This window comes from Mesorhizobium sp. B2-7-3 (genome assembly GCF_006440715.1).
Classification (GTDB): domain Bacteria; phylum Pseudomonadota; class Alphaproteobacteria; order Rhizobiales; family Rhizobiaceae; genus Mesorhizobium; species Mesorhizobium australicum.
The window spans coordinates 330,635-356,402 of record NZ_VFTY01000002.1; the positions used below are offsets into that span (position 1 = coordinate 330,635).

The 25,768-nt window shown below is 63.7% G+C and carries 29 protein-coding genes and 1 riboswitch; of the genes, 14 read left to right on the forward strand and 15 right to left on the reverse strand.

The window, feature by feature from the left end; genetic code table 11:
- Nucleotides 1-57: 57 nt before the first annotated feature.
- From FJW04_RS05625 to rpmB, 3 genes are all read right to left on the reverse strand, one after another.
- Nucleotides 58-738, reverse strand: coding sequence for a hypothetical protein (locus FJW04_RS05625; protein WP_140712835.1), 681 nt, complete (start codon nt 736-738; stop codon nt 58-60).
- 2 nt (nt 739-740) lie between these two features.
- Nucleotides 741-1,424, reverse strand: a complete 684-nt coding sequence (locus FJW04_RS05630; RefSeq protein ID WP_140712837.1) for a queuosine precursor transporter — start codon at nt 1,422-1,424, stop codon at nt 741-743.
- A gap of 157 nt (nt 1,425-1,581) precedes the next feature.
- On the reverse strand, nt 1,582-1,878 hold the full coding sequence (gene rpmB, locus FJW04_RS05635; RefSeq protein WP_010911765.1) for a 50S ribosomal protein L28: 297 nt from the start codon (nt 1,876-1,878) through the stop codon (nt 1,582-1,584).
- A gap of 257 nt (nt 1,879-2,135) precedes the next feature.
- Between rpmB and FJW04_RS05640 the strand changes: the two genes are divergently transcribed.
- Genes FJW04_RS05640 through FJW04_RS05650 form a run of 3 tightly spaced genes read left to right on the forward strand, consistent with a single transcriptional unit; the run spans nt 2,136 to nt 4,571 of the window.
- Nucleotides 2,136-2,924, forward strand: a complete 789-nt coding sequence (locus FJW04_RS05640) for a DUF3108 domain-containing protein (RefSeq protein ID WP_015315511.1) — start codon at nt 2,136-2,138, stop codon at nt 2,922-2,924.
- 43 nt (nt 2,925-2,967) lie between these two features.
- On the forward strand, nt 2,968-3,900 hold the full coding sequence (locus tag FJW04_RS05645) for an EamA family transporter (RefSeq protein WP_140712839.1): 933 nt from the start codon (nt 2,968-2,970) through the stop codon (nt 3,898-3,900).
- Entirely contained in the window at nt 3,897-4,571 is a 675-nt protein-coding gene (locus FJW04_RS05650) for a lysoplasmalogenase family protein (protein WP_140712841.1), read from the forward strand. Before FJW04_RS05645 ends, FJW04_RS05650 begins: the two co-directional genes overlap by 4 nt.
- Here the strand turns inward: FJW04_RS05650 and FJW04_RS05655 are convergent.
- The gene (locus FJW04_RS05655; protein ID WP_140712843.1) at nt 4,568-4,996 is read right to left on the reverse strand and encodes a cupin domain-containing protein; all 429 of its coding nucleotides are present in this window, start codon (nt 4,994-4,996) and stop codon (nt 4,568-4,570) included. The two genes, FJW04_RS05650 and FJW04_RS05655, sit on opposite strands and share 4 nt — an antisense overlap.
- A gap of 22 nt (nt 4,997-5,018) precedes the next feature.
- Nucleotides 5,019-5,786, reverse strand: a complete 768-nt coding sequence (gene gloB, locus FJW04_RS05660; RefSeq protein WP_140712845.1) for a hydroxyacylglutathione hydrolase — start codon at nt 5,784-5,786, stop codon at nt 5,019-5,021.
- A 189-nt stretch (nt 5,787-5,975) separates the two neighbouring features.
- On the opposite strand from gloB, the gene FJW04_RS05665 reads away from it, so the two are divergent.
- Together FJW04_RS05665 and FJW04_RS05670 are read left to right on the forward strand one after the other, a co-directional pair.
- Nucleotides 5,976-6,761, forward strand: coding sequence for a methyltransferase domain-containing protein (locus FJW04_RS05665; protein WP_015315516.1), 786 nt, complete (start codon nt 5,976-5,978; stop codon nt 6,759-6,761).
- Between the two features lie 137 nt (nt 6,762-6,898).
- Complete coding sequence (locus FJW04_RS05670) at nt 6,899-8,722, forward strand: ABC transporter ATP-binding protein/permease (protein WP_140712847.1); 1,824 nt, start codon at nt 6,899-6,901, stop codon at nt 8,720-8,722.
- 122 nt (nt 8,723-8,844) lie between these two features.
- Here FJW04_RS05670 and FJW04_RS05675 read toward each other — a convergent pair whose 3' ends face one another.
- The 3 genes from FJW04_RS05675 to FJW04_RS05685 form a co-directional block, all read right to left on the reverse strand.
- On the reverse strand, nt 8,845-9,780 hold the full coding sequence (locus FJW04_RS05675) for a glycosyltransferase family A protein (RefSeq protein ID WP_140616813.1): 936 nt from the start codon (nt 9,778-9,780) through the stop codon (nt 8,845-8,847).
- 283 nt (nt 9,781-10,063) lie between these two features.
- Complete coding sequence (metW, locus tag FJW04_RS05680; protein WP_015315519.1) at nt 10,064-10,678, reverse strand: methionine biosynthesis protein MetW; 615 nt, start codon at nt 10,676-10,678, stop codon at nt 10,064-10,066.
- A gap of 121 nt (nt 10,679-10,799) precedes the next feature.
- On the reverse strand, nt 10,800-11,969 hold the full coding sequence (locus FJW04_RS05685; protein WP_015315520.1) for a homoserine O-acetyltransferase: 1,170 nt from the start codon (nt 11,967-11,969) through the stop codon (nt 10,800-10,802).
- A 117-nt stretch (nt 11,970-12,086) separates the two neighbouring features.
- Nucleotides 12,087-12,164: riboswitch (SAM riboswitch) on the reverse strand.
- Nucleotides 12,165-12,301: 137 nt separating this feature from the next.
- On the opposite strand from FJW04_RS05685, the gene hisC reads away from it, so the two are divergent.
- Complete coding sequence (gene hisC, locus FJW04_RS05690; protein ID WP_140712849.1) at nt 12,302-13,411, forward strand: histidinol-phosphate transaminase; 1,110 nt, start codon at nt 12,302-12,304, stop codon at nt 13,409-13,411.
- Between the two features lie 23 nt (nt 13,412-13,434).
- Entirely contained in the window at nt 13,435-14,370 is a 936-nt protein-coding gene (locus tag FJW04_RS05695) for a prephenate/arogenate dehydrogenase family protein (protein ID WP_181172884.1), read from the forward strand.
- Here FJW04_RS05695 and FJW04_RS05700 read toward each other — a convergent pair.
- Nucleotides 14,367-15,299 (reverse strand): sugar kinase, encoded by a 933-nt coding sequence (locus FJW04_RS05700; RefSeq protein ID WP_015315523.1) that lies wholly within the window; start codon nt 15,297-15,299, stop codon nt 14,367-14,369. The genes FJW04_RS05695 and FJW04_RS05700 overlap by 4 nt on opposite strands.
- A 3-nt stretch (nt 15,300-15,302) precedes the next feature.
- Nucleotides 15,303-16,301: a DUF2125 domain-containing protein gene (locus FJW04_RS05705; RefSeq protein ID WP_140662853.1), complete on the reverse strand. Its 999-nt coding sequence runs from the start codon at nt 16,299-16,301 to the stop codon at nt 15,303-15,305.
- A 135-nt stretch (nt 16,302-16,436) separates the two neighbouring features.
- On the opposite strand from FJW04_RS05705, the gene FJW04_RS05710 reads away from it, so the two are divergent.
- Together FJW04_RS05710 and FJW04_RS05715 are read left to right on the forward strand one after the other, a co-directional pair.
- Nucleotides 16,437-16,958, forward strand: a complete 522-nt coding sequence (locus FJW04_RS05710; RefSeq protein WP_140712853.1) for a gamma-glutamylcyclotransferase — start codon at nt 16,437-16,439, stop codon at nt 16,956-16,958.
- Nucleotides 16,959-17,081: 123 nt separating this feature from the next.
- Complete coding sequence (locus tag FJW04_RS05715) at nt 17,082-18,029, forward strand: aldo/keto reductase (RefSeq protein ID WP_140662851.1); 948 nt, start codon at nt 17,082-17,084, stop codon at nt 18,027-18,029.
- Between the two features lie 66 nt (nt 18,030-18,095).
- Here FJW04_RS05715 and FJW04_RS05720 read toward each other — a convergent pair whose 3' ends face one another.
- Nucleotides 18,096-18,884 (reverse strand): 1-acyl-sn-glycerol-3-phosphate acyltransferase, encoded by a 789-nt coding sequence (locus FJW04_RS05720; protein WP_015315527.1) that lies wholly within the window; start codon nt 18,882-18,884, stop codon nt 18,096-18,098.
- Between the two features lie 77 nt (nt 18,885-18,961).
- Nucleotides 18,962-19,867 (reverse strand): LysR family transcriptional regulator, encoded by a 906-nt coding sequence (locus FJW04_RS05725; RefSeq protein WP_015315528.1) that lies wholly within the window; start codon nt 19,865-19,867, stop codon nt 18,962-18,964.
- Between the two features lie 103 nt (nt 19,868-19,970).
- Between FJW04_RS05725 and FJW04_RS05730 the strand changes: the two genes are divergently transcribed.
- From FJW04_RS05730 to FJW04_RS05740, 3 genes are read left to right on the forward strand one after another with little or no spacing between them, the layout of a single operon-like run.
- Nucleotides 19,971-20,522, forward strand: coding sequence for a carboxymuconolactone decarboxylase family protein (locus tag FJW04_RS05730; RefSeq protein WP_140712855.1), 552 nt, complete (start codon nt 19,971-19,973; stop codon nt 20,520-20,522).
- A 60-nt stretch (nt 20,523-20,582) separates the two neighbouring features.
- A complete protein-coding gene (locus FJW04_RS05735; protein WP_015315530.1) occupies nt 20,583-21,053 on the forward strand; it encodes a DUF1348 family protein in 471 nt (156 codons plus the stop codon).
- A gap of 25 nt (nt 21,054-21,078) precedes the next feature.
- Entirely contained in the window at nt 21,079-21,711 is a 633-nt protein-coding gene (locus FJW04_RS05740; protein ID WP_140712857.1) for a pyridoxamine 5'-phosphate oxidase family protein, read from the forward strand.
- 6 nt (nt 21,712-21,717) lie between these two features.
- On the opposite strand, the gene FJW04_RS05745 is transcribed toward FJW04_RS05740, so the two are convergent.
- The 3 genes from FJW04_RS05745 to ftsE form a co-directional block, all read right to left on the reverse strand.
- Nucleotides 21,718-22,443, reverse strand: a complete 726-nt coding sequence (locus FJW04_RS05745) for a YdcF family protein (RefSeq protein WP_140616823.1) — start codon at nt 22,441-22,443, stop codon at nt 21,718-21,720.
- Nucleotides 22,444-22,552: 109 nt separating this feature from the next.
- Nucleotides 22,553-23,539 (reverse strand): ABC transporter permease, encoded by a 987-nt coding sequence (locus FJW04_RS05750; RefSeq protein ID WP_140712859.1) that lies wholly within the window; start codon nt 23,537-23,539, stop codon nt 22,553-22,555.
- Nucleotides 23,532-24,191 (reverse strand): cell division ATP-binding protein FtsE, encoded by a 660-nt coding sequence (gene ftsE / locus FJW04_RS05755; protein WP_010911739.1) that lies wholly within the window; start codon nt 24,189-24,191, stop codon nt 23,532-23,534. The genes FJW04_RS05750 and ftsE overlap by 8 nt, the downstream gene beginning before the upstream one ends.
- A gap of 185 nt (nt 24,192-24,376) precedes the next feature.
- Here ftsE and FJW04_RS05760 point away from each other — a divergent pair, with 185 nt between their 5' ends.
- Both FJW04_RS05760 and hpt read left to right on the forward strand, forming a co-directional pair.
- Nucleotides 24,377-25,021: a cadherin-like beta sandwich domain-containing protein gene (locus FJW04_RS05760; RefSeq protein ID WP_140712861.1), complete on the forward strand. Its 645-nt coding sequence runs from the start codon at nt 24,377-24,379 to the stop codon at nt 25,019-25,021.
- 175 nt (nt 25,022-25,196) lie between these two features.
- The gene (hpt, locus tag FJW04_RS05765; RefSeq protein ID WP_015315535.1) at nt 25,197-25,739 is read left to right on the forward strand and encodes a hypoxanthine phosphoribosyltransferase; all 543 of its coding nucleotides are present in this window, start codon (nt 25,197-25,199) and stop codon (nt 25,737-25,739) included.
- Nucleotides 25,740-25,768: the final 29 nt, after the last annotated feature.

The following is a 25,768-nucleotide window of genomic DNA, read 5'->3' on the forward strand; positions in this document are numbered from 1 at the left end:
AACGGTTGCGCGGAGCTCCACGAGTCCAGACAGGTCCAAACACCGCTGCTGCTCTGGTCAGGACCGCGAGCTGTTGGTGGCGATCCAGATGACATGGCGCGCGCCGCGCTTGCCGTTGGCGCGCGTGTTGACTTCCTCGACAGCGAAACCTGCCTGTTTCAACCGCCGCGTGAAGCCGGCATCCGGCCCTTGCGACCATACGGCCAGGACGCCGCCCGGTCTTAGGGCGGTGCGTGCGGCGGCGAGGCCAGCCACGCTGTAGAGCGCGTCATTGCCCTTGTGGACGATGCCTTCGGGGCCATTGTCGACGTCGAGCAGGATCGCGTCCCAGGCAATGGGTGCGGACCGTACGAGCTGACCGACATCGGTTTCGTGGATGGTGACGCGGGGATCATCGAGCGAGCCGGCAAAAATCTCGGCCATCGGGCCGCGCGCCCAGGCGACGACGGCCGGCACCAGCTCCGCGACGACGATCTCGGCATTGTCGCCCAATTCGGCGAGGGCAGCGCGCAGCGTAAAACCCATGCCGAGCCCCCCGATCAGGATTCTCGGCCGACGATGACCCGCAATCCTCTGGCAGGACAGTTTTGCCAGCGCTTCCTCGGAGCCGCTCAGCCGGCTGTTCATCAGCTCGTTGGTACCGAGCATGATCGAGAATTCAGAACCGCGCTGTTTCAGCCGCAGTTCCTGCTGGTCATCAGGCGTTTTCGCGGAGTCCAGCTGGATCCAGGGAATCACGGCTAGGCCGCGGCGGCGGCCGGCTGGCTCCAGCGGGCGGCGAGCAGCCGGTAAGGGATCAGAGCCACGACAGCGATGATCAGTTTCACGCTGAGGTCGCCGAGCGCCCAGGACACCCAGCGCATGGCGTCGACATGAAACACGCCCATCAATGGGGCGCTCTCCAGCGCAAACCCGTCGCTTGGGCCGACGAAGGCAAAGGCGGCTGAAAAGGCGACGCCGAAGAACACGAGGGTGTCGAACACCGATCCGACCAGCGTGCCGACGATCGGCGCCCGCCACCAGCTCTGCCGGCGCAAACGGTTGAACACGGTCACATCGAGCAATTGTGCGGACAGGAACGCCGCTCCGGAAGCCGCCGCGATGCGCACCAGCCGGTCGGCTGATGTCTCGAATTCGATCAGGCCATGGCGGAACAGGAAGGGCGGGACGAGGATCGAGCAGACCACCGCCGTCATGAAGCCGACAAAGACGATCCGGCGCGCCACGGCAGGCCCGTAACGGCGGTTGGCGAGGTCCGTGACCAGGAAAGAGAAGGGATAGGTGAAAGCGCCCCAGGTCAAAACGTCGGCGAGCGACAGGCCGCCGACGTTTCCCTGCATGGGAAACTGCACGAGGATGTTCGATGCCACGACGACAAGCGCCATGGCAGCCACGAAAGGCAGGTACCGCGAAAAAGAAGACATTTTTTTATCCTGGGTAATGGAACCAGCGGAGCATCATGCCGAGGCAGCGCTCGCTTCGTAATTGAGCATCGGAGTGTCGAACCTTGCGGATCTATCCGATGCTCAGCGGCCAGCAAGGAGGTTGGCCAGGCGGTCGTCCCCCGCCTTTATCTGGATGTTACGCAGCGACCTGCTCGGCAAGCTTCTTGGCGATCTGCTTCTTCAAGAGACGCGCGCGCTGCGACAGTTCCTTGACGTCGGCCTTGGCCAGGAAGGCATCGAGGCCGCCGCGATGTTCGACCGAACGCAGCGCGTTGGCCGAGATGCGCAGGCGTACATTCTGGTTCAGCGCTTCCGAAATGAGCGTCACATTGACGAGGTTCGGCAGGAAGCGACGCTTGGTCTTGTTGTTGGCGTGGCTCACATTGTTGCCGGTCTGGACTGCCTTGGCAGTGAGTTCGCAGGTGCGGGACATGGTTCTAACCTTCAGTTCTCTCGGGGCCTGCCAAACCTTTGTACCCGCGCCGGGTGGCGCGCGGTTCTGGTCAGGCGGCCTTATGGAAAAGTTGGCGTTCCATAGTTGCATTTCACCGGGTCGTCAAGCTCCGGCTTCCGCACGGAAGCGCCCGACTTTTCATATTAAGGCCGGATTTCACCGTATAAGCGGTCTCATAGGGACACGCCAGACCGGAGTCGCCCGCCTCCGGCCGAAACCAAGGATCCGATCCCGCCATGCCTCGTTCGTCTCACGCGCTTGTTGCCGCGCTTGTCATCGCCTTGCCGACCGCTGCGTCCGCTGCCTCGCCGCAGTCGTTCAAGGGCGAATACACGGTGTCGTTCCTTGGTCTCTCGATCGCCAGATCGACCTTTTCCAGCCATTATGAGAACGGTGCCTACGCGATCGAAGGCAGTGTCTCGGCGGCGGGTCTGGCCAAGCTGTTCGACGACACGCGGGGCACGATCTCGTCAAAAGGCACGATTTCGGGCCAGAAAATGGTGCCGCAGGCGTTTCGGGCCGACTACACTTCCGGCAAGAAGGCGTCTTCGATCGACATTCGCTTTAGCAATGGCAACGTGACCTCGACGCGGGTTATCCCCGCTCCGGGCAAGCGCGATCCCAAGGCCTGGGTGCCACTCGGCGCCGGCGACCTGGCATCGGTGCTCGATCCGATGGCGGCGACCGTCATCCATGCCGACAGCCTCGACCAGGTCTGTGGCCGCAAGGTCAAGTTCTACGATGGTGAGATGCGCGCCGACCTGACGCTGACCTACGCCTCGAAAGGAACGATCTCGGTGCCGGGCTACAAGGGCGACACCGTCACCTGCCAGATGGGTTTCGAGCCGGTGGCGGGTTATCGCAAGGGCCGCAAGGCGCTCAATTATCTCAAGAACAAAAGCCGCATGATGGTGACGTTTGCACCGCTCGGCCAAACCGGCGTATATGCGCCGATCCACGCCACGGTCGGAACGCAGATCGGCACCTTGACCATCAGCGCCAGACGGTTCGAAGCGGTACAATAAGGCACGCCACCGGGGACAGAACGGGCGCGCCACTGGAGACAAAATGGGGCGCGCAACACTGATCGGCTTTTCGGCGGTCGCCATGTGGGCATTGCTGGCGTTGCTGACGGATGCGTCCGGCAAGGTGCCGCCATTCCTGTTGTCGGCCATCACCTTCTCGATCGGCACAGGCGTAGGGTTTGTCGCGCGACTGTTCATGCCGGCCACCGACAGGAGCCAAAAGATCCCTCCTCAGGTCTGGGTGATCGGCATTGCCGGCCTCTTCGGCTACCACTTCTTCTACTTCACCGCGCTGCGCAACGCGCCGGCGGTCGAGGCGAGCCTGATTGCCTATCTCTGGCCGTTGCTGATCGTGCTGGGCTCGGCGCTGATGCCGGGCGAGAAGCTGGCCTGGAACCATGTCGTCGGCGCGCTGCTCGGCCTTGCCGGCACCGTGCTGATCGTCACCAAGGGCGGCGGCCTGGCTTTCGATGCGCGCCACGCCTTCGGTTACGCCATGGCCGCCGTCTGCGCCCTGCTATGGTCGTCCTATTCCTTGCTGTCTCGACGTTTCCCGTCGGTGCCGACCAGCATCGTCACCTGGTTCTGCGCGGCAACCGCCGTGCTGTCGCTCGTCTGCCACCTGGCGCTGGAACAAACGGTTCTGCCTGACGGCGCCGGCCAGTGGCTGGCCGTGCTCGGGCTCGGCCTGATGCCGGTGGGCGCGGCCTTCTATGCCTGGGACATCGGTGTCAAGCGCGGCAACATCCAGGTGCTGGGTGCCGCGAGTTACGCGGCGCCGCTGCTGTCGACGCTGGTGCTGATCGCGGCCGGCGTCGCCGAACCGTCGCTGCGCATTCTGGCCGCCTGTGTGCTCATCACCGGCGGCGCGGCGCTAGCGGCAAAATCGCTGTTCCTGCGCAAGCCGGCCACGGAGAGCGGAGTCAGGGCATCCGAAGACGGAGCCAGGGCATCCGAAGGCGAAGCCAGGGCATGACGATGCCGTTTGCTGGGGGCATCGACGCCAACGCCAATGCGACGCTGATCTTTTCGCTGGTGGCGGCGGTGATCTATGCCTTCACGCTTGGCATGCCGCCGACGCTGGCCCGCTCGGCGGCAAAGACAATTGCCGTTGCGATGCTCGCCGTACTCGCCGCAATACAAAGCGGGCCGCTGCTGCTGGTCGCCGCCCTTGCGCTGAGCGCCATTGGCGATGCCTTCTTGTCGCGCGACGGCGAAAAAGCCTTTCTGGGTGGACTGGCCAGTTTTCTCGTCGCCCACATCGTCTATGTCGCGTTGTTGCTGCGCAGCGGTGCCGGATTGGAGTTGCTTGGCGCCGAGCCCTGGCGCAGCGCGATCGCGCTGGCCATGGCGGTGTTCGCGATCGTCATGCTGGCGGCGCTTTGGCGCCGCGTTGGTCCCGGCTTGCGTATACCGATCGCCGTCTATGTCGTGGCGATCCTGGCGATGGGCATGTCGGCGCTAACGACAAGCAACGTCTGGGTGATCGGTGGCGCCGTGCTGTTCATGGCATCGGACGGGCTGCTCGCCATGGAGAAATTTTTAGTGGCGGCCGTCTCGCAGCATCGCGCCTGGATGCGTTTCACCGTGTGGGTTTTGTACTATGCCGCCCAACTGGCGGTCACGCTGGGATTCCTGCTGGGCTAAATCGGCTTCGGCTGCCAGCCCGGCTCGGCCAGTTCGAAGGCGGCGAAATCAAAACCCGGCGCCACCGTGCAGCCGACCAGCGTCCATTCGCCCAGTGTGCGCGCCGATTGCCACCAGCCCGCCGGCACGGCGATCTGCGGCCGTTCACCCGCCGCGAGCTCGATGCCGAGCACCTGCTCGATAATGGCGCCGCTTTCTTCCCACATCGACAGCGCCAGAGGCGCGCCGGCATAAAAGTGCCAAAGCTCGGCGGCGTCCCTGACCCGATGCCAGGCCGAAACCTGATGCTGTTCCAGCAGGAAATAGATGGCGGTCGAATGGCCGCGCGCACCGCCGGCTTCGTCGCGAAAGGTTTCCGCGTACCAGCCGCCTTCCGGATGCGGCTTCAGGGCGAGCGTTGCTATGATTTCCGCGGAACTGGTCATCGGCAGATAGCTGGCATGGTGGTCAGAAATTGTCCTTGCGCTTGCGGATTTCGGCGAAGACCTCGGCATCCCCGGCCTTTTCCATGCCGAGATGCCTGCGGATTGCCGGATCGTGCCAGCGCAGGAAGGGATTGGTCGACAGTTCCTCGCCGATCGTCGTCGGCAGCGTCGGCATGTTGTCGACCCGCAGCGCCTCGATCCGCGCGGCGCGCTCCTTCAACGCCGAATTGGTGGGGTCGACGCTCAGTGCAAAACGGGCATTGGCGAGCGTGTATTCGTGGCCGCAATAGATTGTCGTCTCGGCGGGAAGAGCCGCGAGCTTCTTCAGCGATTCGTACATCACCGGCGGCTTGCATTCGAACAGCCGCCCACAACCCAGCGCAAACAGCGTATCCGCGGTGAACGCCACTTTCGATAACGGCAGATGGTAGGAGACATGGCCAGCGGTATGCCCGGGCGTGGCGATCACTTCGATGCGCTCATGGCCGAGATGCAGGACGGAGCCTTCTTCGACGGTTTCATCGATGCCGGGGATCTTGGCCTTTTCCGCCTCCGGGCCGACGATGCGCAGCTTGAAGCGCTCCTTGAGCGCCAGATTGGCCTCGACGTGATCCATATGATGATGCGTGGTCAGGATCATCGTCGGCGTCCAGCCGGTGCGCTTGATCGCGGCCAGGATCGGCGCTTCCTTGGGCGCGTCGATAATCGCGGTCTGGCCGCTTTCGGGGTCATGCACCAGCACGCCGAAATTGTCGGTGCGGCACATGAACTGTTCGATTTCGACCGGCATCGCATTTCTCCATTTGCCGCCGCAGACATAGGGCGCCGCTGCGTGAATGTCATCCCGGATGAGAAAGCGAATGTCATCCCGGATGGCGAGCAAAGCGAATGTTATCGTGGGATGTCAAATTGACATCCGCCGTGCCGGCCGCTTTGGCCTTTTGTTGAATCCGGCTGACATCACGGCTACATCCCTGACATGCATTCCGACATCGTCGACCTTCGTTCCTTCTATTCGACAACGCTCGGCCGGTTCGCCGAGCGCTCGATCACCATGGCGCTGTCGTCGATATGGGCCGCGGTGCCCAATGAGCGGCTGGTCGGCCTGGGCTATACCTTGCCCTGGCTGGAACGCTTCGGCACCGACGCGGAGCGGGTCTTCGCCTTCATGCCGGCGACCCAGGGCGCCGTGGTCTGGCCGGCGGCCGGGCCAACGGCGACGGCCCTGGTGTTCGACGAGGAACTGCCACTGGTCGATTCCTGCATCGACCGCATGCTGCTCGTCCATTCGCTCGAACACGTCGAAAACCCGCGTGAAACGCTGAACGAGATCTGGCGGGTGCTGTCGCCGGCCGGGCGCGTCGTCATCGTCGTGCCAAACCGGCGCGGTGTCTGGGCGCGCTTCGAACATACGCCGTTCGGCAATGGGCGGCCCTTCTCACGCGGGCAGCTCACCGAATTGCTGCGTGAGGCGAATTTCACGCCCGCCGCCTGGTCGGATGCGCTGTTCTTCCCGCCATCGCGGCGGCGTTTCATGATGCGCTTCCACAATGTGCTGGAGCGCGCCGGCCGGAGGCTGTGGCCGATCTTTTCCGGCGTCATTGTCGTCGAAGCGCAGAAACGGCTCTATCAAGGCGTGCCGGTGGCCCAGCGTGCGTCCCGCCGCGTCTTCGTGCCGGTGCTGTCGCCGCATGGCGCGACACGGCTCGGCCGGCGGGCCGAGGCAAGGGGTGTGGCATCGCCCCGGCAAGTGACACCTTCGTGATCGCGATGGAAACTTGCATCGCGCCGCGTCTTTCCGACCTATCTGTCGTGCTGGGCTCGCGGAGTGGTTGAGGGGCTGCCGCCGTCGGCTCCCTTCATCCGGTTTCAGCTTCGCTACTGAACGCAAGGACCTCGGCCATGGCTGATCAATTGGACAATCAGGCCACCATTCAGCCGGTCGCCGTCGCCAGCAGCCTGCGCGATCAGGTGGCGACGATCAAGCGGGCGCTGATCGGATCACCGGTTCGCAAGTGGTTGCTGTGGACGTTGCTCGGCATCATGGGCGTCATTATCGCGACGTCGATCGGCCAGGTCTTGCTCAACCGCTGGAACCAGCCGTTCTACGATGCCCTCGCGCGCCGCGACATGGCGGCCTTCCTGCATCAGCTGATGGTCTTTGCCATGATCGCCGGCGGACTGCTGGTGCTCAATATCGGCCAGACCTGGCTCAACCAGATGATCCGGCTGAAGTTGCGCGAGGCGCTGACGCTGGACCTGATCGACCAATGGATGCGGCCGGCGCGCGCCTTCCGGCTGGCCAATGCCGGCGCCATCGGCGTCAATCCCGACCAGCGCATGCAACAGGATGCCGCGCATCTCTCGGACCTGTCGACCGATCTTGGTGTCGGCCTGCTGCAGTCGTTCATCCTGCTCGTGTCCTTTGTCGGTGTGCTGTGGGAACTGTCTTCGGGCTTCGTCTTCCACGTCAACGGCTGGTCGCTGGCGATACCGGGCTACATGGTTTGGGCCGCGTTCCTCTATGCCGGTACCGCCTCGTGGCTGAGCTGGCTGGTCGGGCGGCCGCTCATCAGCCTCAACAGCGACCGCTATACGCGCGAAGCGGAACTGCGCTCCTCGATGGTGCGCGTCAACGAGAATGTCGATGCCATCGCGCTGTACCGTGGGGAGGATGACGCCAAGCGACGGCTGCAACTCGACCTCGGCACGGTGCTGGGCGCCATGCGGCGCATCTACACCGCCCAGATCAATCTGTCCTGGGTAACCGATACTTATGGCTGGATCACGGTCGTGGCGCCGATCCTGGTCGCCTCGCCGGTCTATTTCTCGGGGGATATCAGCTTTGGCGGGCTGATGATGGCGGTCGGGGCCTTCAACCAGGTCCACTCCTCCCTGCGTTGGTTCATCAACAACATCGGCAGCATTGCCGACTGGCGCGCCACGCTGATGCGTGTCGCCGACTTCCGCATCGCGCTCGATGAAACCGATGTGCTGCACGACAAGGAGAAGCGCATCGAATTCGCCGACAACGCCAATGGCAACCTGACGTTCGAGAAGCTTCAGGTGGCATCGCCGGACGGATGCACCAAGCTCGCCGACCAGCATGTCGAAATCCATGCCGGCGAGCGCGTCATGATCACCGGTGAACCGGGCGCCGGCAAGACGCTGTTCTTCCGCGCCATTGCCGGGCTGTGGCCGTGGGGCAGCGGGCGGATCGGCCTGCCGGCGGGGGAAACCATCATCTTCGTGCCGCGTGTGCCCTATTTGCCGGCCGGCACGCTGCGCGAGGTCCTCAATCACCCGAACGGGCATGCGCCGGCGAACGACGCCGACATTTCAGCGGTGCTTGCCGAGGTCGGTCTTGGACGGCTGTCGTCGTCGCTCGACCGCGTCGGACGCTGGGACCATGAGTTGGGCGATGACGAACAGCGATTGCTGGGCGTGGCCAGGCTCGCCTTGCGACAGCCAAAATGGGTGATCATCGACGAAGCCATGGATGCGTTCGACGGACCCTCGCTGCGGCGCGTGCTGTCGCTGCTGGAGAAGCGCCTGCCCGGCGCCGCGATCATCAACATCGGGCGCGGCCAGCACAACAATCAGTTCTTCCCGCGTTCCCTGACGATCGTTAAGGATTCCGACGCGCCCGCGCTGAAACCTGCCCGCGTCAGGGCGGGTGCCATCGAGCCGCCGCCAGCCGCGGCAAGCCTCCACCACAGGAAGTAGCAGTTTTTCCCCCGTTGCGGCCCGTTGCCTGGCCGCCAAGGCCCTGCGGTCGGCATCTCGCTGCGGGACGAGAAGGAATGCGCCCTGCAACGCGCCGTGCTCGATCGCTGAGCTGTCGCCGGTCAGGCCGGTGGAATTCCAAACTTGCCACGAACTTCGTCGTAGAGGTCGCGCCGCCAGCGGCGGCCGTGGAGATAACCGTTGATCAGTTCCGGCAATGAATAACCAAGCGCATCAGACGAGCGGTTGGCCATGTATCCTGCAAATGCCTGTGGTATTCGCCCCCGGAGAATATCGGCGATGATCTGCCGCGTGATCATAAAGGGAGGGACATGGGGGTAGGAGCGAGCGATGTGCGGATGCTTACTCATCAGGATCGCGTAGGCTTCGACATAGCCGTCCCTGCGGCCTGAAATCGAATTCTGCGAATTGTGCTTCGTCCAGTCGATATCTTCCGATAATTGCGCGCCGAAGCGCTGTGCGAAGCGCAGCAGAAGCTCGCGGTCCTGCATCCGGGGAATGTCGCTGTCATAGCCGCCGATGGCCAGCAAAGCCTCGCGTCTGGCTGTTATAGCCGATCCGGCTATGAAGGCCGTCTGCGCGACCACCGCCCGCTCCAGCATTGGCGGGTTCAGGAAAGCGCCGCGGTTAACGCAGGCGGTGCCGCGGCCACCCTTCACCGAGACATATGAGGAGAGCAGGACTTCGAGCGCTGGATTGTCGTCGAACCATGCCAGCGTCCGTTCGAGCCGGTGCGGCAGGAAGAGATCGTCCGAATCAAGAAAAGTCACCACGGGCGCCCGGGCTAGCTCGATGCCGGCATTCCTGGCGGCATTGGCGCCGCGCCACTTCGCGCCGACATAGATCAGCCGGGGGTCATGGATGCGGGCGAGCGCCGCCTCGGTCCCGTCCGTCGAACCATCGTCGACGACGATATGTTCAAATCGCGGCATGCTCTGGGAAAGCACGCTTTCGACGGCGCGGAGCACCGTTTCGCGCCGGTTGTGAGTGGGCGTGATCACCGTGACGAGGGGCGCCTGTTCGGTCTTCCCGATCATATCACGTCGGTCGCCTCCAGCGCGTAAACACCCTTCGCGCCAGGTCCTTTGATCATCGGGATGGCTAAATGGATCGGACTTCCCCCTGGATGGGCCTCATCGGATTCGGTGCGACGCTACAAAAAACAACCTGCCATGTCACCCCGTCGTGCCGTCGTTCGACCGACCAGGCATGATGAATTCCAGCTCATGGCGCTTCAACTGCAACACTTTCGCACCTGCTGAAAGACGCGCGGCCACCCTCAAGGATTGGCAGTCGCGCCTGCGGGCGGCGCCCATTTCATTATCGCTTCAGCAGGAACACTGCTTGTTGGCCAAAGAAATTCCAGAACCACCATGGCATCGACAGGCCGATCTTCTGGCCGTTGGCGTCGAGCGCGGTCGCCTTCTCCACTGTCGCGCCAAGCTCTTCGCACAAATTGACGAAGTCTCGGATCGTGCAGAAGTGGATGTTGGGCGTGTCGTACCAGGAATAGGGCAGGTCGCTGGTCACAGGCATGCGGCCCTTGACGAACAGCGACAGGCGCACCCGCCAGTGACCGAAATTGGGGAAAGACACGATTGCCCGGTTGCCGATCCTGAGCAGCTCGTCGAGCACCAGCTTCGGGTTGCGGGTGGCCTGCAGGGTCTGCGACAGGACAACGAAGTCAAAGCCCTTGTCGGGATAGAATTCGAGATCGGTGTCGGCGTCGCCCTGGATGACACTGAGACCGCGCGCCACGCATTCGTTGACGCCACGCTGCGACAGCTCGAGTCCGCGACCGTCGACCTGCTTGGTGTCCTGCAGCAATTCGAGCAATGAGCCGTCGCCCGAGCCGACGTCGAGCACACGCGATTGCGGCGGGATGAGGTTGGCGACGACCTCGAGGTCGACGCGTTGGCTGCCGTTGACGCTCATGGCTTCGCCTCGTGGACGGCGCATGGCCTTGGTCCGAAACGTCTGCAACTTTTCGGGGTCATGGCTTCGCCGTTCTGTTTGGCGCACGAGCTTGATCCGAAACGTCTGCAACTTTTCGGGGTCATGCGCTGAGCCCCCTGGCGCGCGCGGCCGAGCCGATGAAGCCGTTGATGGCGGCAAACAGTTCCGGCTCGTCGAGCAGGAAGGCGTCGTGGCCGCGATCGGTCTCGATCTCGACGAAGGATACCGAGGCGCCGGCGGCGTTGAGTGCGTGGACGATGGAGCGGCTCTCTTCGGTCGGGAACAGCCAGTCCGATGTGAAGGACACCAGGCAAAAGCGGGTTTTCGTGCCGGCGAAGGCGTCGGCCAGCCGGCCGCCATGGTCGGCGGCGAGGTCGAAATAATCCATCGACCGCGTCATGTAGAGATAGGAGTTGGCATCGAAGCGGTCGACGAAGGTCATGCCCTGGTGGCGCAGATAGCTCTCGATCTGGAAATCGGCATCGAAACCGAAGGTCAGCGCTTCGCGGTCCTGTAAATTGCGGCCGAATTTGCGATGCAAGGCGGCTTCCGACAGATAGGTGATGTGGGCGGCCATGCGCGCCACCGCCAACCCTTTCTCCGGGCGCTTGCCGTGTTCGAAATATTTGCCGCCATGCCAGTCCGGATCCGCCATCACGGCCTGCCTCCCGACTTCGTGGAAGGCAATGTTCTGTGACGAATGGCGCGCCCCGGTGGCGATCGGCAGCGCCGAGAACACGCGCTCGGGATAGCTCGACGCCCATTCCAGAACCTGCATGCCGCCCATCGAGCCGCCGAGCACGCAGAACAGTTTCTCGATGCCGAAATGGTCGATCAGCATCTGCTGCGCGCGCACCATGTCGCGGATGGTGATGACCGGCAGGTCGAGGCCATAGGGTTTACCGGTGGCCGGGTTGGTCGAGGCCGGACCGGTGGAACCCAGGCAGCCGCCGATGACATTGGAGCAGATGACGAAGAAACGGCTGGTATCGATGATCCTGCCCGGTCCGATCAGCACTTCCCACCAACCGGGCTTGCCGGTTACCGGATTGGTGCTGGCGACATGCTGGTCGCCGGTCAGCGCATGGCAGACGAGGATGGCATTGGAGCGGGCATCATTCAGCGTGCCATAGGTCTGGTAGGCGATCTGGAACGGCGACAGCAGCGTGCCGGCGTCGAGCTTGAGCGGCTTGTCGGGTCCGAAACGCAACACCGGGCTCGACGGTTGGTCGGCCTCGTTGTTGGTCTTTCCTGCACGCAGAGCGGCCATCACGTCTCTCTTGCTGCACCGTGCGCTCGTGGAAATCGTTGCCGATCTCCGCCGCCGATGCGTCCGTCCGGCCGGTCGCGGACAACAAAAAACCGGCATTGCCTTCGCAAAGCCGGTTACGTCACGCAAACGGCCCTTTAGCGAATTGTTTAACGTGGCTGCAAGCCGACCGGCCAAATCACCACGGAACTGTCAATCGTCTTTCTAGAACCCGCCTGCCTCGCCGTCAATGGCGGCGGCTGGCACCACTGCCACTCTCGACATTGCGTGCCATGGCTTGTATTTCCGCAGCGGCCTCCGGATGGAGGCGTTTTCGATGGATTTTGCAAGATATGAACCAGACACCGGATCAGGCACGTCCAACTCCGCGCGCGGGCATCATGGACATAGAGGCCTATGTGCCCGGCAAAAGCTCGGCGCCCGCCGGTGTCGCCAAGGTCTACAAGCTGTCGTCGAATGAGAATCCGCTTGGGCCTTCGCCGAAGGCGATCGAGGCCGCGCGCGAGGTCGCCCGCAAGCTCGACATCTATCCCGACGGCACCGCCAGGCGGTTACGCGAGGCAATCGCCGAGGTGCATGGCCTCAACCCGCAAAACATCATCTGCTCCAACGGGTCGGACGAAATCCTCGGCCTGTTGGCGCAGACCTATCTCGCGCCCGGCGACGAGGCTATGTTCACCGAACACGCCTTCATGGTCTACAAGATCTACATCCAGTCGGCAGGCGCCACCCCGGTCGTGGTCAAGGAGACCGACGAGCGCGCCGACATCGATGCGATGCTGGCGGCCGTCACGCCGCGCACGAAAATCGTGTTCCTGGCCAATCCCAACAACCCGACCGGCACCTATGTGCCGTTCCAGGAGGTGCGCCGCCTTCATGCCGGACTGCTGGGAAACGTGCTGCTGGTGCTCGACGCGGCCTACGCCGAATATGTCCGCCGCAACGACTACGAAGCCGGCATCGAGCTGGCCGGCAGCGCCGAGAACGTGGTGATGACCCGCACCTTCTCCAAGATCGGGCTCGGCGGCGCGCGCATCGGCTGGATGTATGGTCCCCTGCATATCATCGACGCCATCAATCGTGTGCGCGGCCCCTTCAACGTCAATGCGACAGCGATCGAGGCCGGCATCGCCGCGATCCGCGACCGTGCCCATGTCGAGCGCAGCGTGGCGCATAACGAGACCTGGCTCACCTGGCTGAGCGGCGAAATGACCGGGCTCGGGCTGCGCGTGACGCCGAGCGTTGGCAATTTCCTGCTCATTCATTTTCCCGACGATCAGAAGCATTCCGCGGCGGCGGCTGACGATTATCTGAGCGCGCGCGGCTATATTCTGCGGCGCGTTTCAGGTTACGGCTTTCCCAACGCGCTTCGCATGACCGTCGGCACTGAAGAGGCCAATCGCGGCGTTGTCGCCGCGCTCACGACATTCCTGAAAAGCTAGAACGTCTAAAGAGCTGGAACACCATGGCATCACCGATGTTCGAAAAGATCGCGCTGGTCGGTATCGGCCTGATCGGCTCGTCTCTGGCCCGCGTCATCCGACGCGAGGGCTTGGCTCGCCATGTCGCCATCTCGACGCGCAGTGCGGCAACGCTCAAGCGAGCCGAGGAACTGGGCCTTGGCGATTCCTACACCACCGATGCCGGGGACGCGGTGCGTGATGCCGATCTGGTCGTTGTCTCGGTGCCGGTCGGCTCATCCGGCGCTGTAGCGGTGGAAATCGCGCCGGCGCTGAAAAAGGGGGCGATCCTCACCGATGTCGGCTCGACCAAGGCCTCGGTCATCGCGCAGATGCAGCCGCATGTGCCTGAAGGCGTCCATTTCATTCCTGGCCATCCGCTGGCGGGCACCGAAAAATCCGGCCCGGATGCCGGGTTTGCCGACCTGTTCGACAACCGCTGGTGCATCTTCACGCCGGTGCCGGGCACCGATCCGGAAGCGCTGGAACGGCTGTCGGAATTCTGGCGCCGCTGCGGCGCCAACATCGACACGATGGACCCGCAGCATCACGACATGACGCTGGCCATCGTCTCGCATCTGCCGCACATCATCGCCTACAACATCGTCGGCACCGCCGACGATCTGGAATCGGTGACCAAGACGGAAGTGATCAAATATTCCGCCTCCGGTTTTCGCGATTTCACGCGTCTGGCTGCCTCCGATCCGACCATGTGGCGGGACGTGTGCCTGCACAACAAGGATGCCATCCTGGAAATGTTGGCGCGGTTCTCGGAAGACCTGGCGTTCCTGCAGCGCGCCATCCGCTGGGGCGACGGCGACAAGCTCTTCGACCTGTTCACCCGCACCCGCGCCGTGCGCCGCTCGATCATCGAGGCGGGCCAGGATATCGACGCGCCCGATTTTGGCCGCCAGGCGGTCGAGCATCCGGCAAAGAGCTAGGTGATTTCAACCGGCCAGGCGGTTGCCATCATGGCGAGCGTCTCCGCCCGATCCGGCGCGCCCAGCCGGCCGCCGAAGCGCAGGCACTTGAGCGCGGCGGCCGCGCTGGCAAAGCGCAGTGCGTGCTCGACCGCCATGGCTTCCGCCAGCCCGACGGCAAAGGCGCCATGAAAGACATCGCCGGCGGCCAGCGTGTCGACCGCCTTGACCCTCGGTGCCTCGACATGGCGGGATGATCCGGCGCTTCGGTCGAACCACCAGGTACCCGCCGCGCCGCCGGTGACCGCGACGAACGCATCGGTGCGGGACGCCAAATCGGTGCAGGCGGTCTCCAGATCCAGCGCGTGGCCGCATATGATGCGGACCGCCGGCTCCGAGGCGACGATGTGCGAGGCGAGCGGCAATAATCGCTCCAGTACCGCCAGGGGCGCGGTATCGGCATCGAGTATGGCTGGGCGGCCGGCGGCGCGCGCCGCCTTAAGGGCAAGCGCCGCGGCGCCCGGCCAGCGCACGTCGGCCAGTACGGCGTCGAATGCCGTTATGTCGGTGAACGGCAAAACCTCGGGATCGGCCTGCGCGCGCGCGTCGTAGAAAGGCACGATGATCCGCTCGCCATGCGCATCGACCAGGATCGAGGCCAGTGCCGAGCGGGCGCCGCTGACGCGGCGTACATGGCTGCAATCGACGCCCTCGGCCTCTATCCCGGCAATCAGCAGATCGCCGACCGGATCGTCGCCGGCGCTAGCCCATAGCGACACCTCGGCACCCAGGCGATGCGCGGCGCAGGCCGCGCTCGTCGCCATGCCCGAGGCGATCTGGATGCCGTCCGAGGCGATGAATTTTCCCTGATGCGTGGGCAGTGATTCGACACGAAGAATGGTGTCAAGCGTCAGTGCGCCGACGCTCAGCAGCTTTGCCGGCCCCGCCATCCGTTAGTTGACCGGCTTGATCTTGCCCAGCGGAATGAAGCCGAGGGAAGCCTTGCCCTTGACCACTTTCAGCGGCATGGACGGTTCGCTGCCAAGCAGCGCCAGGGCGCCAAAACCCTGCTCGATCGCATTCTTCTGCTCGGGTATGGCGCCGGCAAGAATAGATGCCACCGCCTTGGGATCCTTGATCCTGATCATCAGGTCGGCGTCGACGAGACCCTCGGCATCGACTGACAGCGGCCCGGAAACGGTGACGCGCGCCGTGCCGGACGACAGATCGAGGTTGCGGATTTCGATCCGCTGGCCGCGCAGGCTTTTCACCTGCGTGCCGATCAGCGCCACGCCGTTCTTCAGTGTCACGTCGCCGCTGGCATCGAGCGCCGGCAACACCCGCCCGCCGATCGCGTCGGCATCGATCTCGAGATCGCCAAAGCTGCCGACATAATCGAGATCGCCGTTGTTGGGCTGCAATTGGCCTGACGCCTTGCCGGCACTGAACAGTTCCACCGGATCGGTGTCGTCGGCCGGGTCGGTCTGGCCCGACAGGCCCTCGGCCTGCAGCGCTACACGCCGGGGCAGCGGGTACCACAATTTGACGTTGGCCTGCAGATTGTCCCAGTCGATCCAGAGCGGCATCATGCCGGGGACGGAGGTCCGGAGTGGACCGCGTAGATTGGCAACAGGCGACAAGGGCTGGACGATCTGGGCGACGGCGTTGAAGGAGCCGGCCGAGGCAGCAATGCTCTTGGCGTCGTCCTCGTAGGCGAGGTTGTCGCAAGAGACGGCAAAGCTCAGTGGATAGCCACCGACCTGGAGGTTGGCGCAACCGGCCTCGATGCCGCTCTTGTTGAGCGTGGCAACCGCCTTGTCGGCCTCGGACCGGACCCTGTTGGCCAGATAGAACCAGCCGGCGCTGTAAATGGCGAACAGCACGAGGATGAACGCGGCAAGCCACCACAGACGGCGACGGTTACCCGGTTGGCGTTCGTCACTTGACGTCATGCTTTGGCTCTCATTAACGCATGGATGGTGTGGACGGATTCTCAGGTTCCGAACACTAGGTAGACAGAGACGGATGGAAAAAACACCGGTTACCGGTGCGGTGCTGCCATTCTTTTTGCAATCAGGCGCGGTGATATGGGCGATTTTTGGGTGTTCGGCTACGGTTCGCTGATCTGGCGGCCGGGTTTCGCTCATGTCGAGACACGACGCGCCCGCCTGCATGGCTATCGCCGCTCGCTCTGCGTCTATTCCTTCGTGCATCGCGGCACGCGCCAGCGGCCCGGACTGGTGCTTGGCCTCGACCATGGCGGCTCCTGCGTCGGCCTTGCGTACCGCGTCCCTGGCGAATTGCGCGACGAGGTCATTGCCTATCTGCGCGAGCGCGAACTCGTCACCAGCGTCTATCTCGAGCGGACGCTCAAGGTTCGCCTCGACGCCGGTGGCACGGTGGAAGCCGTGGCCTACGTCGTCGACCGCAAGCATGAGCAATATGCGGGCGCGCTGGACGCGGCGGAGGCGGCGGCCGTGGTGCGCGGCGCGGTCGGCCGATCCGGTGACAACGAGGATTATGTGCTGAGCACGCTGAAGCATCTGGAAGCGCTCAAGATTCGCGACCACTGGCTGGAGGATGTGGCGCACCGGATAGCGACTTTGTGAAGCGCTGGCTCCGCGGAAAAGGGTAGCCAGGCCTTTGACCTCGATGCGGCAAGACCTAGGTTAGGCTCCGAACCCAGCCAGCGGGCGGCATCCGCCCGGTCCCAATCACCACGGAGATCCGTCTTGCAGAAACGCCGTCTCGGTCGCACCGACCTTTCCATCGCGCCGCTGGTTCTGGGTGGCAATGTCTTCGGCTGGACCGCCGACGAGAAGACTTCTTTCGATCTGCTCGATCGCTTTGTCGGAGCCGGCCTCAATGCCATCGACACGGCCGACGCCTATTCGCGCTGGGTTCCCGGCAACAAGGGCGGTGAATCGGAAACCATCATCGGCAAATGGATGAAGGATCGTGGCAATCGCGACAAGGTCGTGGTGGTCACCAAGGTCGGCTCAGACATGGGGCAGGGCCACAAGGACCTGTCGGCCGCCTATATCGAAAAGGCTGTCGATGCATCGCTGAAGCGGCTGCAGACCGAATTCATCGACCTTTACCTGTCGCACTGGCCGGATCCGACCACGCCCTATGAGGAAACCCTCGGCGCCTATGAGAAACTGCTCGCCAAGGGCAAGATCCGCTATGCCGGCTGTTCCAACCTCGACGCCGGCCAGTTGCGCGCGGCACTTGACGTGGCAAGCCTGCGCGGCCTGCCGCGCTACGAGGTGCTGCAGCCGGAATACAATCTCTATGACCGCTCCTCCTTCGATGGCCCACTGCGCGATCTCTGCGTGGCGGAGGATATCGGCGTCATCACCTATTTCAGCTTGGCCAAGGGCTTTCTCAGCGGCAAGTACCGCAGCGAGGCCGATCTCGGCCAAAGCGAGCGCGGCGGCGGGGTGAAAGACTACCTCAATGCGCGTGGCATGCGCATCCTGGCGGCGCTGGACGCGGTGTCGGCCAGGCATTCGGCCAAACAGGCGGAAGTGGCGCTTGCTTGGGTTATCGCGCGGCCCGGCGTCACCGCGCCGATCGCCAGTGCGACCAAGCCTGAGCAGATGGACAGCCTGATCCGCGCGGCGTCGCTGAAGCTGTCCGCGGACGATATGGCCGAACTCGACAAGGCCAGCGCCTGAGGCTGCGACGCTGGTGCTGACCACGGTGCTGGCGGTGTACGGCTGACGGCCCGTGGTCAGGAGGCTTCAGGCCTTCGCGCCGAGCTCCCGAAGCCGTTTCACCGCCGTTGGCGGCAGGGCCGGCGGGTTGGATGCGCGAGATGCCTCGAGGAGAAGCTGGTCGCAGGCAGCTTCGGTCTCACCGATCAGCCGCGCCATGAACTCGTCCTTGCCTAGGCCAGGCGGTATAGGCGGCAGGAAGCGCGCCTTGACGGTGCCGGGATAGCGCAGGAACTTGCGGCGCGGCCAATAGAGGCCAGCGACATGGGCGACCGGCACGACCGGAACGCCAAGCTGCGAATAGATTTCGACGATGCCGTATTTGTAGGCCGGCTCGTCGCCCGGCGCCCGACGGGTGCCCTCGGGATAGATGATCAGCTGGCGCGGGTTGCGCGCCATTTCTTCCTTGGTCGCCGCAACCACCGCCTTCAAGGCCTTGGAGCGGCTGCCGCGATGCACCGGGATCATCCGCATCTTCAAGATGTACCAGCCGAAGAAGGGGATCCAGGTCAGCTCGCGCTTGAGGATGTAGAGCGGGTCCTGGAGGAAGGGGAAGAAGGCGATGGCGTCCCAGAACGACTGGTGCTTGGGCGCCAGGATGAAGGAGCCCTCGGGCAGGTTTTCCTGCCCGGTGATGTCGTTTTTGGTGCCGGCGATCTTGTCATAGAGCCACATCGAGGTGCGCGACCAGAATTTCGGCACGAACCAGGCGCGGTGGCGGGGCGACAGGAAATAGTACGGGGTCCAGAGGATCATCTGGACGATCAGATTGACGTAGAAGACGAAATTGAACGCCAGCGATCTGACATAGAGCATGGGGGAGGTCCGGTGAGGAAGTGTGCGTTGGTTACACCAAGCGCGGAGAAAAAGGAAACGGTGCGATACTGCCCGTCCTACCAGGTCGCCTGCGCCAGGCGTTCCCTCAGGCGGGGGGCGGCGAAGTCGAGGAAGGCGCGCAGTTTCACCGGCAGCCGGCCCTGGCCCGCATGCACCAGGTTTACCGGCCAAGGCTCGGGTTCGAAATCCCTGAGCACGGGGCGCAGTGTTCCCGAGCGTGCGGCGGCGACAATCTGGTAGGAAAGCACCCGTGTCACTCCGACACCGGCGATCGCCGCATCAATCGCCGCCTCGGCGGTGTTGACCCGGAGCCTTGATCGGACCGGCACGACAAAATCAGCCTTGTCCACGGTGAAGGTCCAGGTGGCGAGCGAGCCAAGGCCCTCGAAGGTAATGCAGCTGTGCGCCTCGAGATCTCCTGGAATTTCTGGAATGCCGCGTCCGGCCAGATAGGCAGGGCTCGCGCAGACAACATGACCGATCGAACCGACCCTGATGGCGACCATGCGCGAATCCGGCAGCCTGCCGATACGGACGGCGAGGTCGATATGATCCTCGGCCAACTGGCTTATCCTGTCGCCGAGCGTCAGGCGGATATCCACCAGGGGATAGGCGGCGAGGAAGTCGGTGACGACCGGTAGCACGTGAAGGCGGCCGAAGACGATCGGCGCGGTGACGATCAATTCCCCTGTCGGGGCGCTGTATTCGCCGCCGGCGGTGCGTTCGGCGTCGCCGACCTCGTCGAGGATGCGGCGGCAGGCAGTGAGATAGGCATGGCCGGCGTCGGTCAGTGTCAGCCGCCGCGTCGAGCGGTTCAACAGGCGTGTCTTCAGGTACCGCTCCAGTTCGGAGACCTTGCGGCTGACTGTTGCCAACGGAACGTCCGAATGGCGCGCGGCGGCGGAAAGGCTGCCGCCCTCCGCCGCCGCGACGAAAAGGGACATGGCTTCGAGACGATCCATCATTTCTTCCAGAAAATGGAAGGGTTGGTTGCAAATATGGCATCTACATCCGCAACATGGAAGGCTGCATATAACGGGGGCACACCTCAACCAGGAAATCTCTATGCCCCGCATCGCTACGCCTTCGTCCATCGCTGCCGCTCCCGCCGCCGCGCAGCCCATGCTGCAAGTGGTGGAAAAACAGCTTGGTGTCGTGCCGAACCTGTTTCGGATGGTCGCCAACAGTCCGGCGGCGCTGGAAGGCTATCTCGGCATGATGGGCGCGCTGGCCAAGGGCCGGCTTCCGGCGCCGACGCGCGAGCGCATCGCGCTGGCGATCGCCGAGATCAATGGCTGCAACTACTGCCTGTGCGCGCACACCTATCTCGGCAAGACGCTCGCAAGCCTCGACGATGCCGAGATGATGGCCAATCGCCATGGCGGCTCCATGGACCCCAAGGCAGCCGCGGCGGTGGGTTTTGCCGCCCGGGTTGCGCAAAGCCGCGGACATGTCGCCCAGGAGGATATCGCCGCTGTCAGGCTCGCGGGCTATGACGACGGAGAGATCATCGAGATTGTCCAGCATGTCGCCCTGAACGTCTGGACCAACTATATCAATGAGGTTGCCCAGACCGAGATCGATTTTCCGGTTGTTTCCGCCCGCAATGCTGCCTGAATCCGGATAGGAGCGGCGATGCCCGCCGGTCCCCACCCTTCATGCCGCAGAGGAAATCCCATGTCTGAGAGCCGCCCGCCGCTTCCGCCCTTCACCGCCGAGACGTCAGCCCAGAAAGCGCGCATGGCCGAGGATGCCTGGAACTCGCGCGATCCGGCGCGGGTGGCGCTCGCCTATACGGCGGACAGCCGTTGGCGCAACCGCGCCGAGTTCCTGCAAGGCCGCGATGCCATCCAGGCGTTCCTGACGCGCAAATGGAGCCGCGAACTCGACTACCGGCTGATCAAGGAGGTCTGGGCCTTCCACGGCAACCGCATCGCCGTGCGCTTCGCCTATGAATGGCGCGACGACAGCGGCTCATGGTTCCGCAGCTACGGTAACGAGAACTGGGAATTCGACGACCACGGGCTGATGCGGCTGCGCATCGCCAGCATCAACGACCTGCCGATCGCCGAGGCCGAGCGCAAATATCACTGGCCGCTCGGCCGGCGGCCGGACGACCATCCGACGCTGTCGGAGCTCGGTCTTTAGAAGCATTCAGGCAAAGGAGGTTTCGATGAACGCACACGCTTTTACCAGCGATGTCGCCTTCACGCCGACGGTCAAGGCGATCCAGGCGCGCAAGGGCTCGCGCCAGTCCTACGCCCGCGTCGAGGAGCGCGGCGGCTGGCAGTCGGCGATCACACCGGACCTCGCCGCATTCATCGAAATGCAGACCAGCATCTTCCTGTCGACGGCCAATGGCGACGGCCAGCCCTATATCCAGCACCGCGGCGGCCCTGCCGGCTTTCTCAAGGTGCTCGACGAGAAGACGATCGGCTTCGCGGATTTTTCCGGCAACAGGCAATTCATCACGCAGGGCAATCTGGCCGACAATCCGAGGGCCTTCCTGTTCCTGATCGACTACATGATGCGCCAGCGCATCAAGATCTGGGGTACGGCGCGCGTTGTCGAGGACGATGCCGAGTTGACGGCGAGGCTGATGCCGCCGGACTACAAGGCGCGTCCCGAGCAGATCATCCTGTTCACCGTCTCGGCATGGGATGCCAATTGCCCGCAACATATACCGCAGCGCTTCGAGGCGGCTGATGTGGCAGCCGCGCTTGGCGAGCGCGACCGGCGCATCCAAGACCTTGAACAAGAGATCGCGCGCCTCAAGGGCGTTTCAGGGGCTGTCGCCAAGCAATGACGCGGCTCAGCCGCCGGCGGCGGTCTCGGCCAGGGCGATTCCCTCAGGCGTCGGCTTCACCGGGATAAACCCGCGAGCCAGCGCCAGCAGGTACTTGGTGTATTCGGTGAACAGCACGCGCACTGCCCGTGGCTTGGTCAGCCAACTGCCATTATCCAGGTTGGAATTGACCACCGGGTAGGGTTCGAGCTTGGCGCCATGCAGCAGCCGGCCCATCTCCAAAAGGCTGCGCGGCATGTGATAATTGTTGGTCACCAGGATCACCGTGCCATAGGCATGGTTTTCCACCCATTTGGCGCTTTCCTCGGCATTGCCGATCGTGTCGAGCGCGGCGCGATCGATGTCGACGCAGCAGGAAAACAGTTTCTTGTCGCCGCCGGTCGCCGCCTGAAGCTGGCGCCGGCTGGCCGAGGGGTGCACGCCGCTGATCAAGAGCCGCTCGCCCTTGCCGGATGCGAGCAGCTCCATCGCGGCGTCGAGGCGCGACTGGCCGCCGGTCAGCACGATGATGGCGTCGGCCTTGGCCGGGTTGGCGGGCGTGGTCAGATGACTGACCTTGCTGGCGAACCAGCCAAAGCCGCCAGCGAACACTGTTGCAAGCACAAGCAGGGAGAGAGCGGAGAAGCGCAGGGCGGTCCTTAGATGGCTAACCCTGCCACGGCCGCGCCAACGGTCAACCACCACTGGCAACTGTCCAGCCGTCCCGGTCGAATCCCGCACGTCCATGGTCATATAGTTAATCCTCAAATGCGGCCTTTGATAGGTAAAAGACGCACTTTGCGTTACGCGAATTCTTTCTCCGTGATCGCCCTGTTTCCGTCCAAGCCAAGACGAGGTCCTTTCATGCATCGGGTTGGCGAACGTCGATGTCGCTGAGATAGGCAACGACGGTGACGTGCGAGGTTGCCGCCGTCAGCGCGCCAATCACCAGCACCATCAGGACGACACCTGCGTAACCCGCCGAGCCGATGGCGAAGTTACCGAACAAAGCAGTCGCCTGATCGGCCTGCGGCGTTGCTATGTTGCGTGACGACCACCAGGAAAACACGATGAAGACAAGCACCGCCGCCGCTCCGCCGGCGGCTGCGCCCTTCATGCCGGTGACCAAGAAATGCCGGCGAAATTCGCGTGCGATGAAGCGCGCCTCGGCGCCGACGAAATGCAGCACCTCGATGATGTGGCCGTTGCCGTCCATGGCGCCACGGGTCGCGAACACCACGGTCAGCACCGTCGCCGACAGCATCAAGGCCAGAACGGCAACGCCTATGGTCACCGTGGTACGGGCCATGGCCACCAGCCGGTCGACCCAGGTGCGGTGGTCGTCGAGCGATGCACTCGGCAGTTTCGGCGTGATCGCGGCGCGCATGGCGGCGAAGTCAGGCGGGCTGCTCTCGTCGATGGTGACGATGATCAGGCGCGGCACGGGCAGGTCGTCGATGTTGAGGCCCGAACCCAGCCAGGGCTCCAGCAGCCTTGCGGTCGCTTCGCGGTCGATGATCCGGGTCGACTTCACGCCAGGGAATTCACCGGCGATCCGTGACGCCTGGGTAAGCGCCGCCTCCATGTCGAGGCCGTCGGCCGGCTTGATCTGGATCGTCGCCTCGCGCGAGATCTGGTTTTCCCAAACCGAGGCTGTGTCGCGCACCAGGGTCACCGCGCCGAAGGTCAGGCAGGACAGGAAAGTCATGATGGCGATGACCAGCACCAGCGCGCGGCCGGCAATGTTTTGCGCCGGCACGATCGGCGCCATCTTGCGTTGCGCGCGCGGCCTCGCCTCCACCGCCTCGGCATCCTGCTCCTCGAAATGGTCGGCCGACAGCTCAGTCATAGATATCAAGCCTTCCGCCAGCCAGGATCATGCGGCGCGCGTCGACCTGCTCCATCAGGCCAAGGTCATGCGTGGCGATCACAACGGCGGTGCCAAGCCGGTTGAGCTCGATGAACAGCCGCAGCAGCCGCCGCGCCAGCGGCGGATCGACATTGCCGGTCGGCTCGTCGGCGAGCAGGATCTCCGGTTGCTCGATCAGGGCGCGCGCGATCGCGGCGCGCTGCTTCTCGCCTCCGGACAGGACCGGCGGCAGCACATGCATGCGCTCGCCCAGCCCCACCCATTTCAACAACTCGGTGACATCGGTGCGGTAGCTCGCTTCCTCGCGCCCGCGCACGCGCAGCGGCAGCGCGACATTCTCATAGGTGGTCATGTGGTCGAGCAGGCGAAAGTCCTGGAACACCACGCCGATGCGGCGGCGCAGATGCGGCAGTTCGGTGCGCGAGATGCGCGAGCGGTCCTTGCCGAAGATGGTGATCAGTCCACGCGTCGGTTTCAGCGACATGAACAAAAGGCGCAGCAATGTCGTCTTGCCGGCACCCGAAGGCCCGCTCAAGAACTGGAAGGAGCGCTCCGGTATGTGCAGGGAGATGTCGCGGAGGATTTCCGGACCCATGCCATAGCGGAGGCCGACATTTTCGAAGCGAATCAATTTCGACGACCTGAATTTCCTGGCCGCGGCGAACCGGCCTGTTTTGTGAAAAGACCATCGGCCGGCATGGTTAACCGGCGGTTAATTCCTGGCTCGTTTAGGCTCTTCAAGAGGGCTCCGGTGGGGAAGCGTTAACCATTTGTGTTTACGCAAAAGAAACGAAAAGCACGCGCAATACTGGGGCCATGATGGCTGACGAACGAACCGCGCGCCCGGTTTCCGGCGAAATCATGACCGATCCCGCGGCAATTGCCGCGGCGGACCGGATCTTGCGCGCCCCGGCGGCTGATATCATCGATGCGGATTATATGGTGTTGCCGCGGCCGGCCCCACCAGTCGGAAATGTGACGCCGCTGCCGCGTGCGATTGTCCCCCCGGCCATCGAAGGCATGGACATGCTGCGCAAGCCGGAAATGCCAGCGGAACGGCCGCCGGCCTCGCGCGGCGGTCCGATCTTCTGGATCGCCGGCATCGGCGCCGCCCTTGCCGCCTTCTGGGTCTCGGGCGGCCATGCGCTGGTGCGCCAGGCACCGTTCCTGCCCGGCGCGCGAGCGTCGGCGCTGACCATTTCAGGCGTGACGTCACGCATCGATGCCTCCGGCGCCAATCCGGTGCTGTTCGTCGACGGCGAGGCCGCCAATGACGGGACGAGGCCCGCGACAATGCCGCCACTCGAAATCCGGGTGACGGGCAATGACGGCCGGACAACCCGCTATACGCTGGGGACATCTGGCCATTCGCTGGCATCGGGCGAAAGATTCGGCTTTGCCAGCCGGCTCGACGTGCCTAAGAACGGGGTAAGGACCGTTTTGGTCACCTTCGCCGAATAGCGTGTGTCGATATTCAGGTGAAGCCGGCCTGCAAACGGTGGTTCCCTGCGCTTCCGGTGCTCACGTACGCTCCGCTCCGGTTCTCGGAAACCACTGCTTTCGGCTCGGTCTGACCTGACTCTCAACACACGCTCGGTGTGAAGGCGTTTCGGAAAAAAACTGGAGGGGGCGAGAAATGCCAAACGTGCGCGGCAAGGACATCGAAGTCCTGTTTTCGGCATCGGCGATCGCGCGGCGCAATCTCGAACTTGCCAAGGAGATCGCCGGGCACGATTATCACGATCTCCTGGTGATTTCGGTGCTGAAAGGCTCGTTCATCTTCGCCGCCGACCTGATCCGCGCTATGCATGATGTCGGCCTGTCGCCGGAAGTCGAGTTCATCTTCATCTCCAGTTATGGCGCCGGCACAACCAGTGGCGAGGTGAGGGTGCTGCGCGACATCGACAACGAGGTTGCAGGCCGTGACGTGCTGTTGATCGACGACATTCTGGAATCGGGCAAGACGCTGAGCTTCACGCGCGACCTGATGCTGTCGCGTGGCGCGAAAAGCTGTTCCATCGCCGTGCTGCTCGACAAGCGCATGCGCCGCCAGACCGCGCTCAATGCCGATTATGTCGGCTTCGACTGCCCCGATTATTTCGTCGTCGGCTATGGCATGGATGTGGCGCATGCTTTCCGTGAATTGCCGTTCGTGGGTGTGGTGAAAGGCGATGTGTAAGGCGAGTGCCTCGCACCGGTGAATCCTGA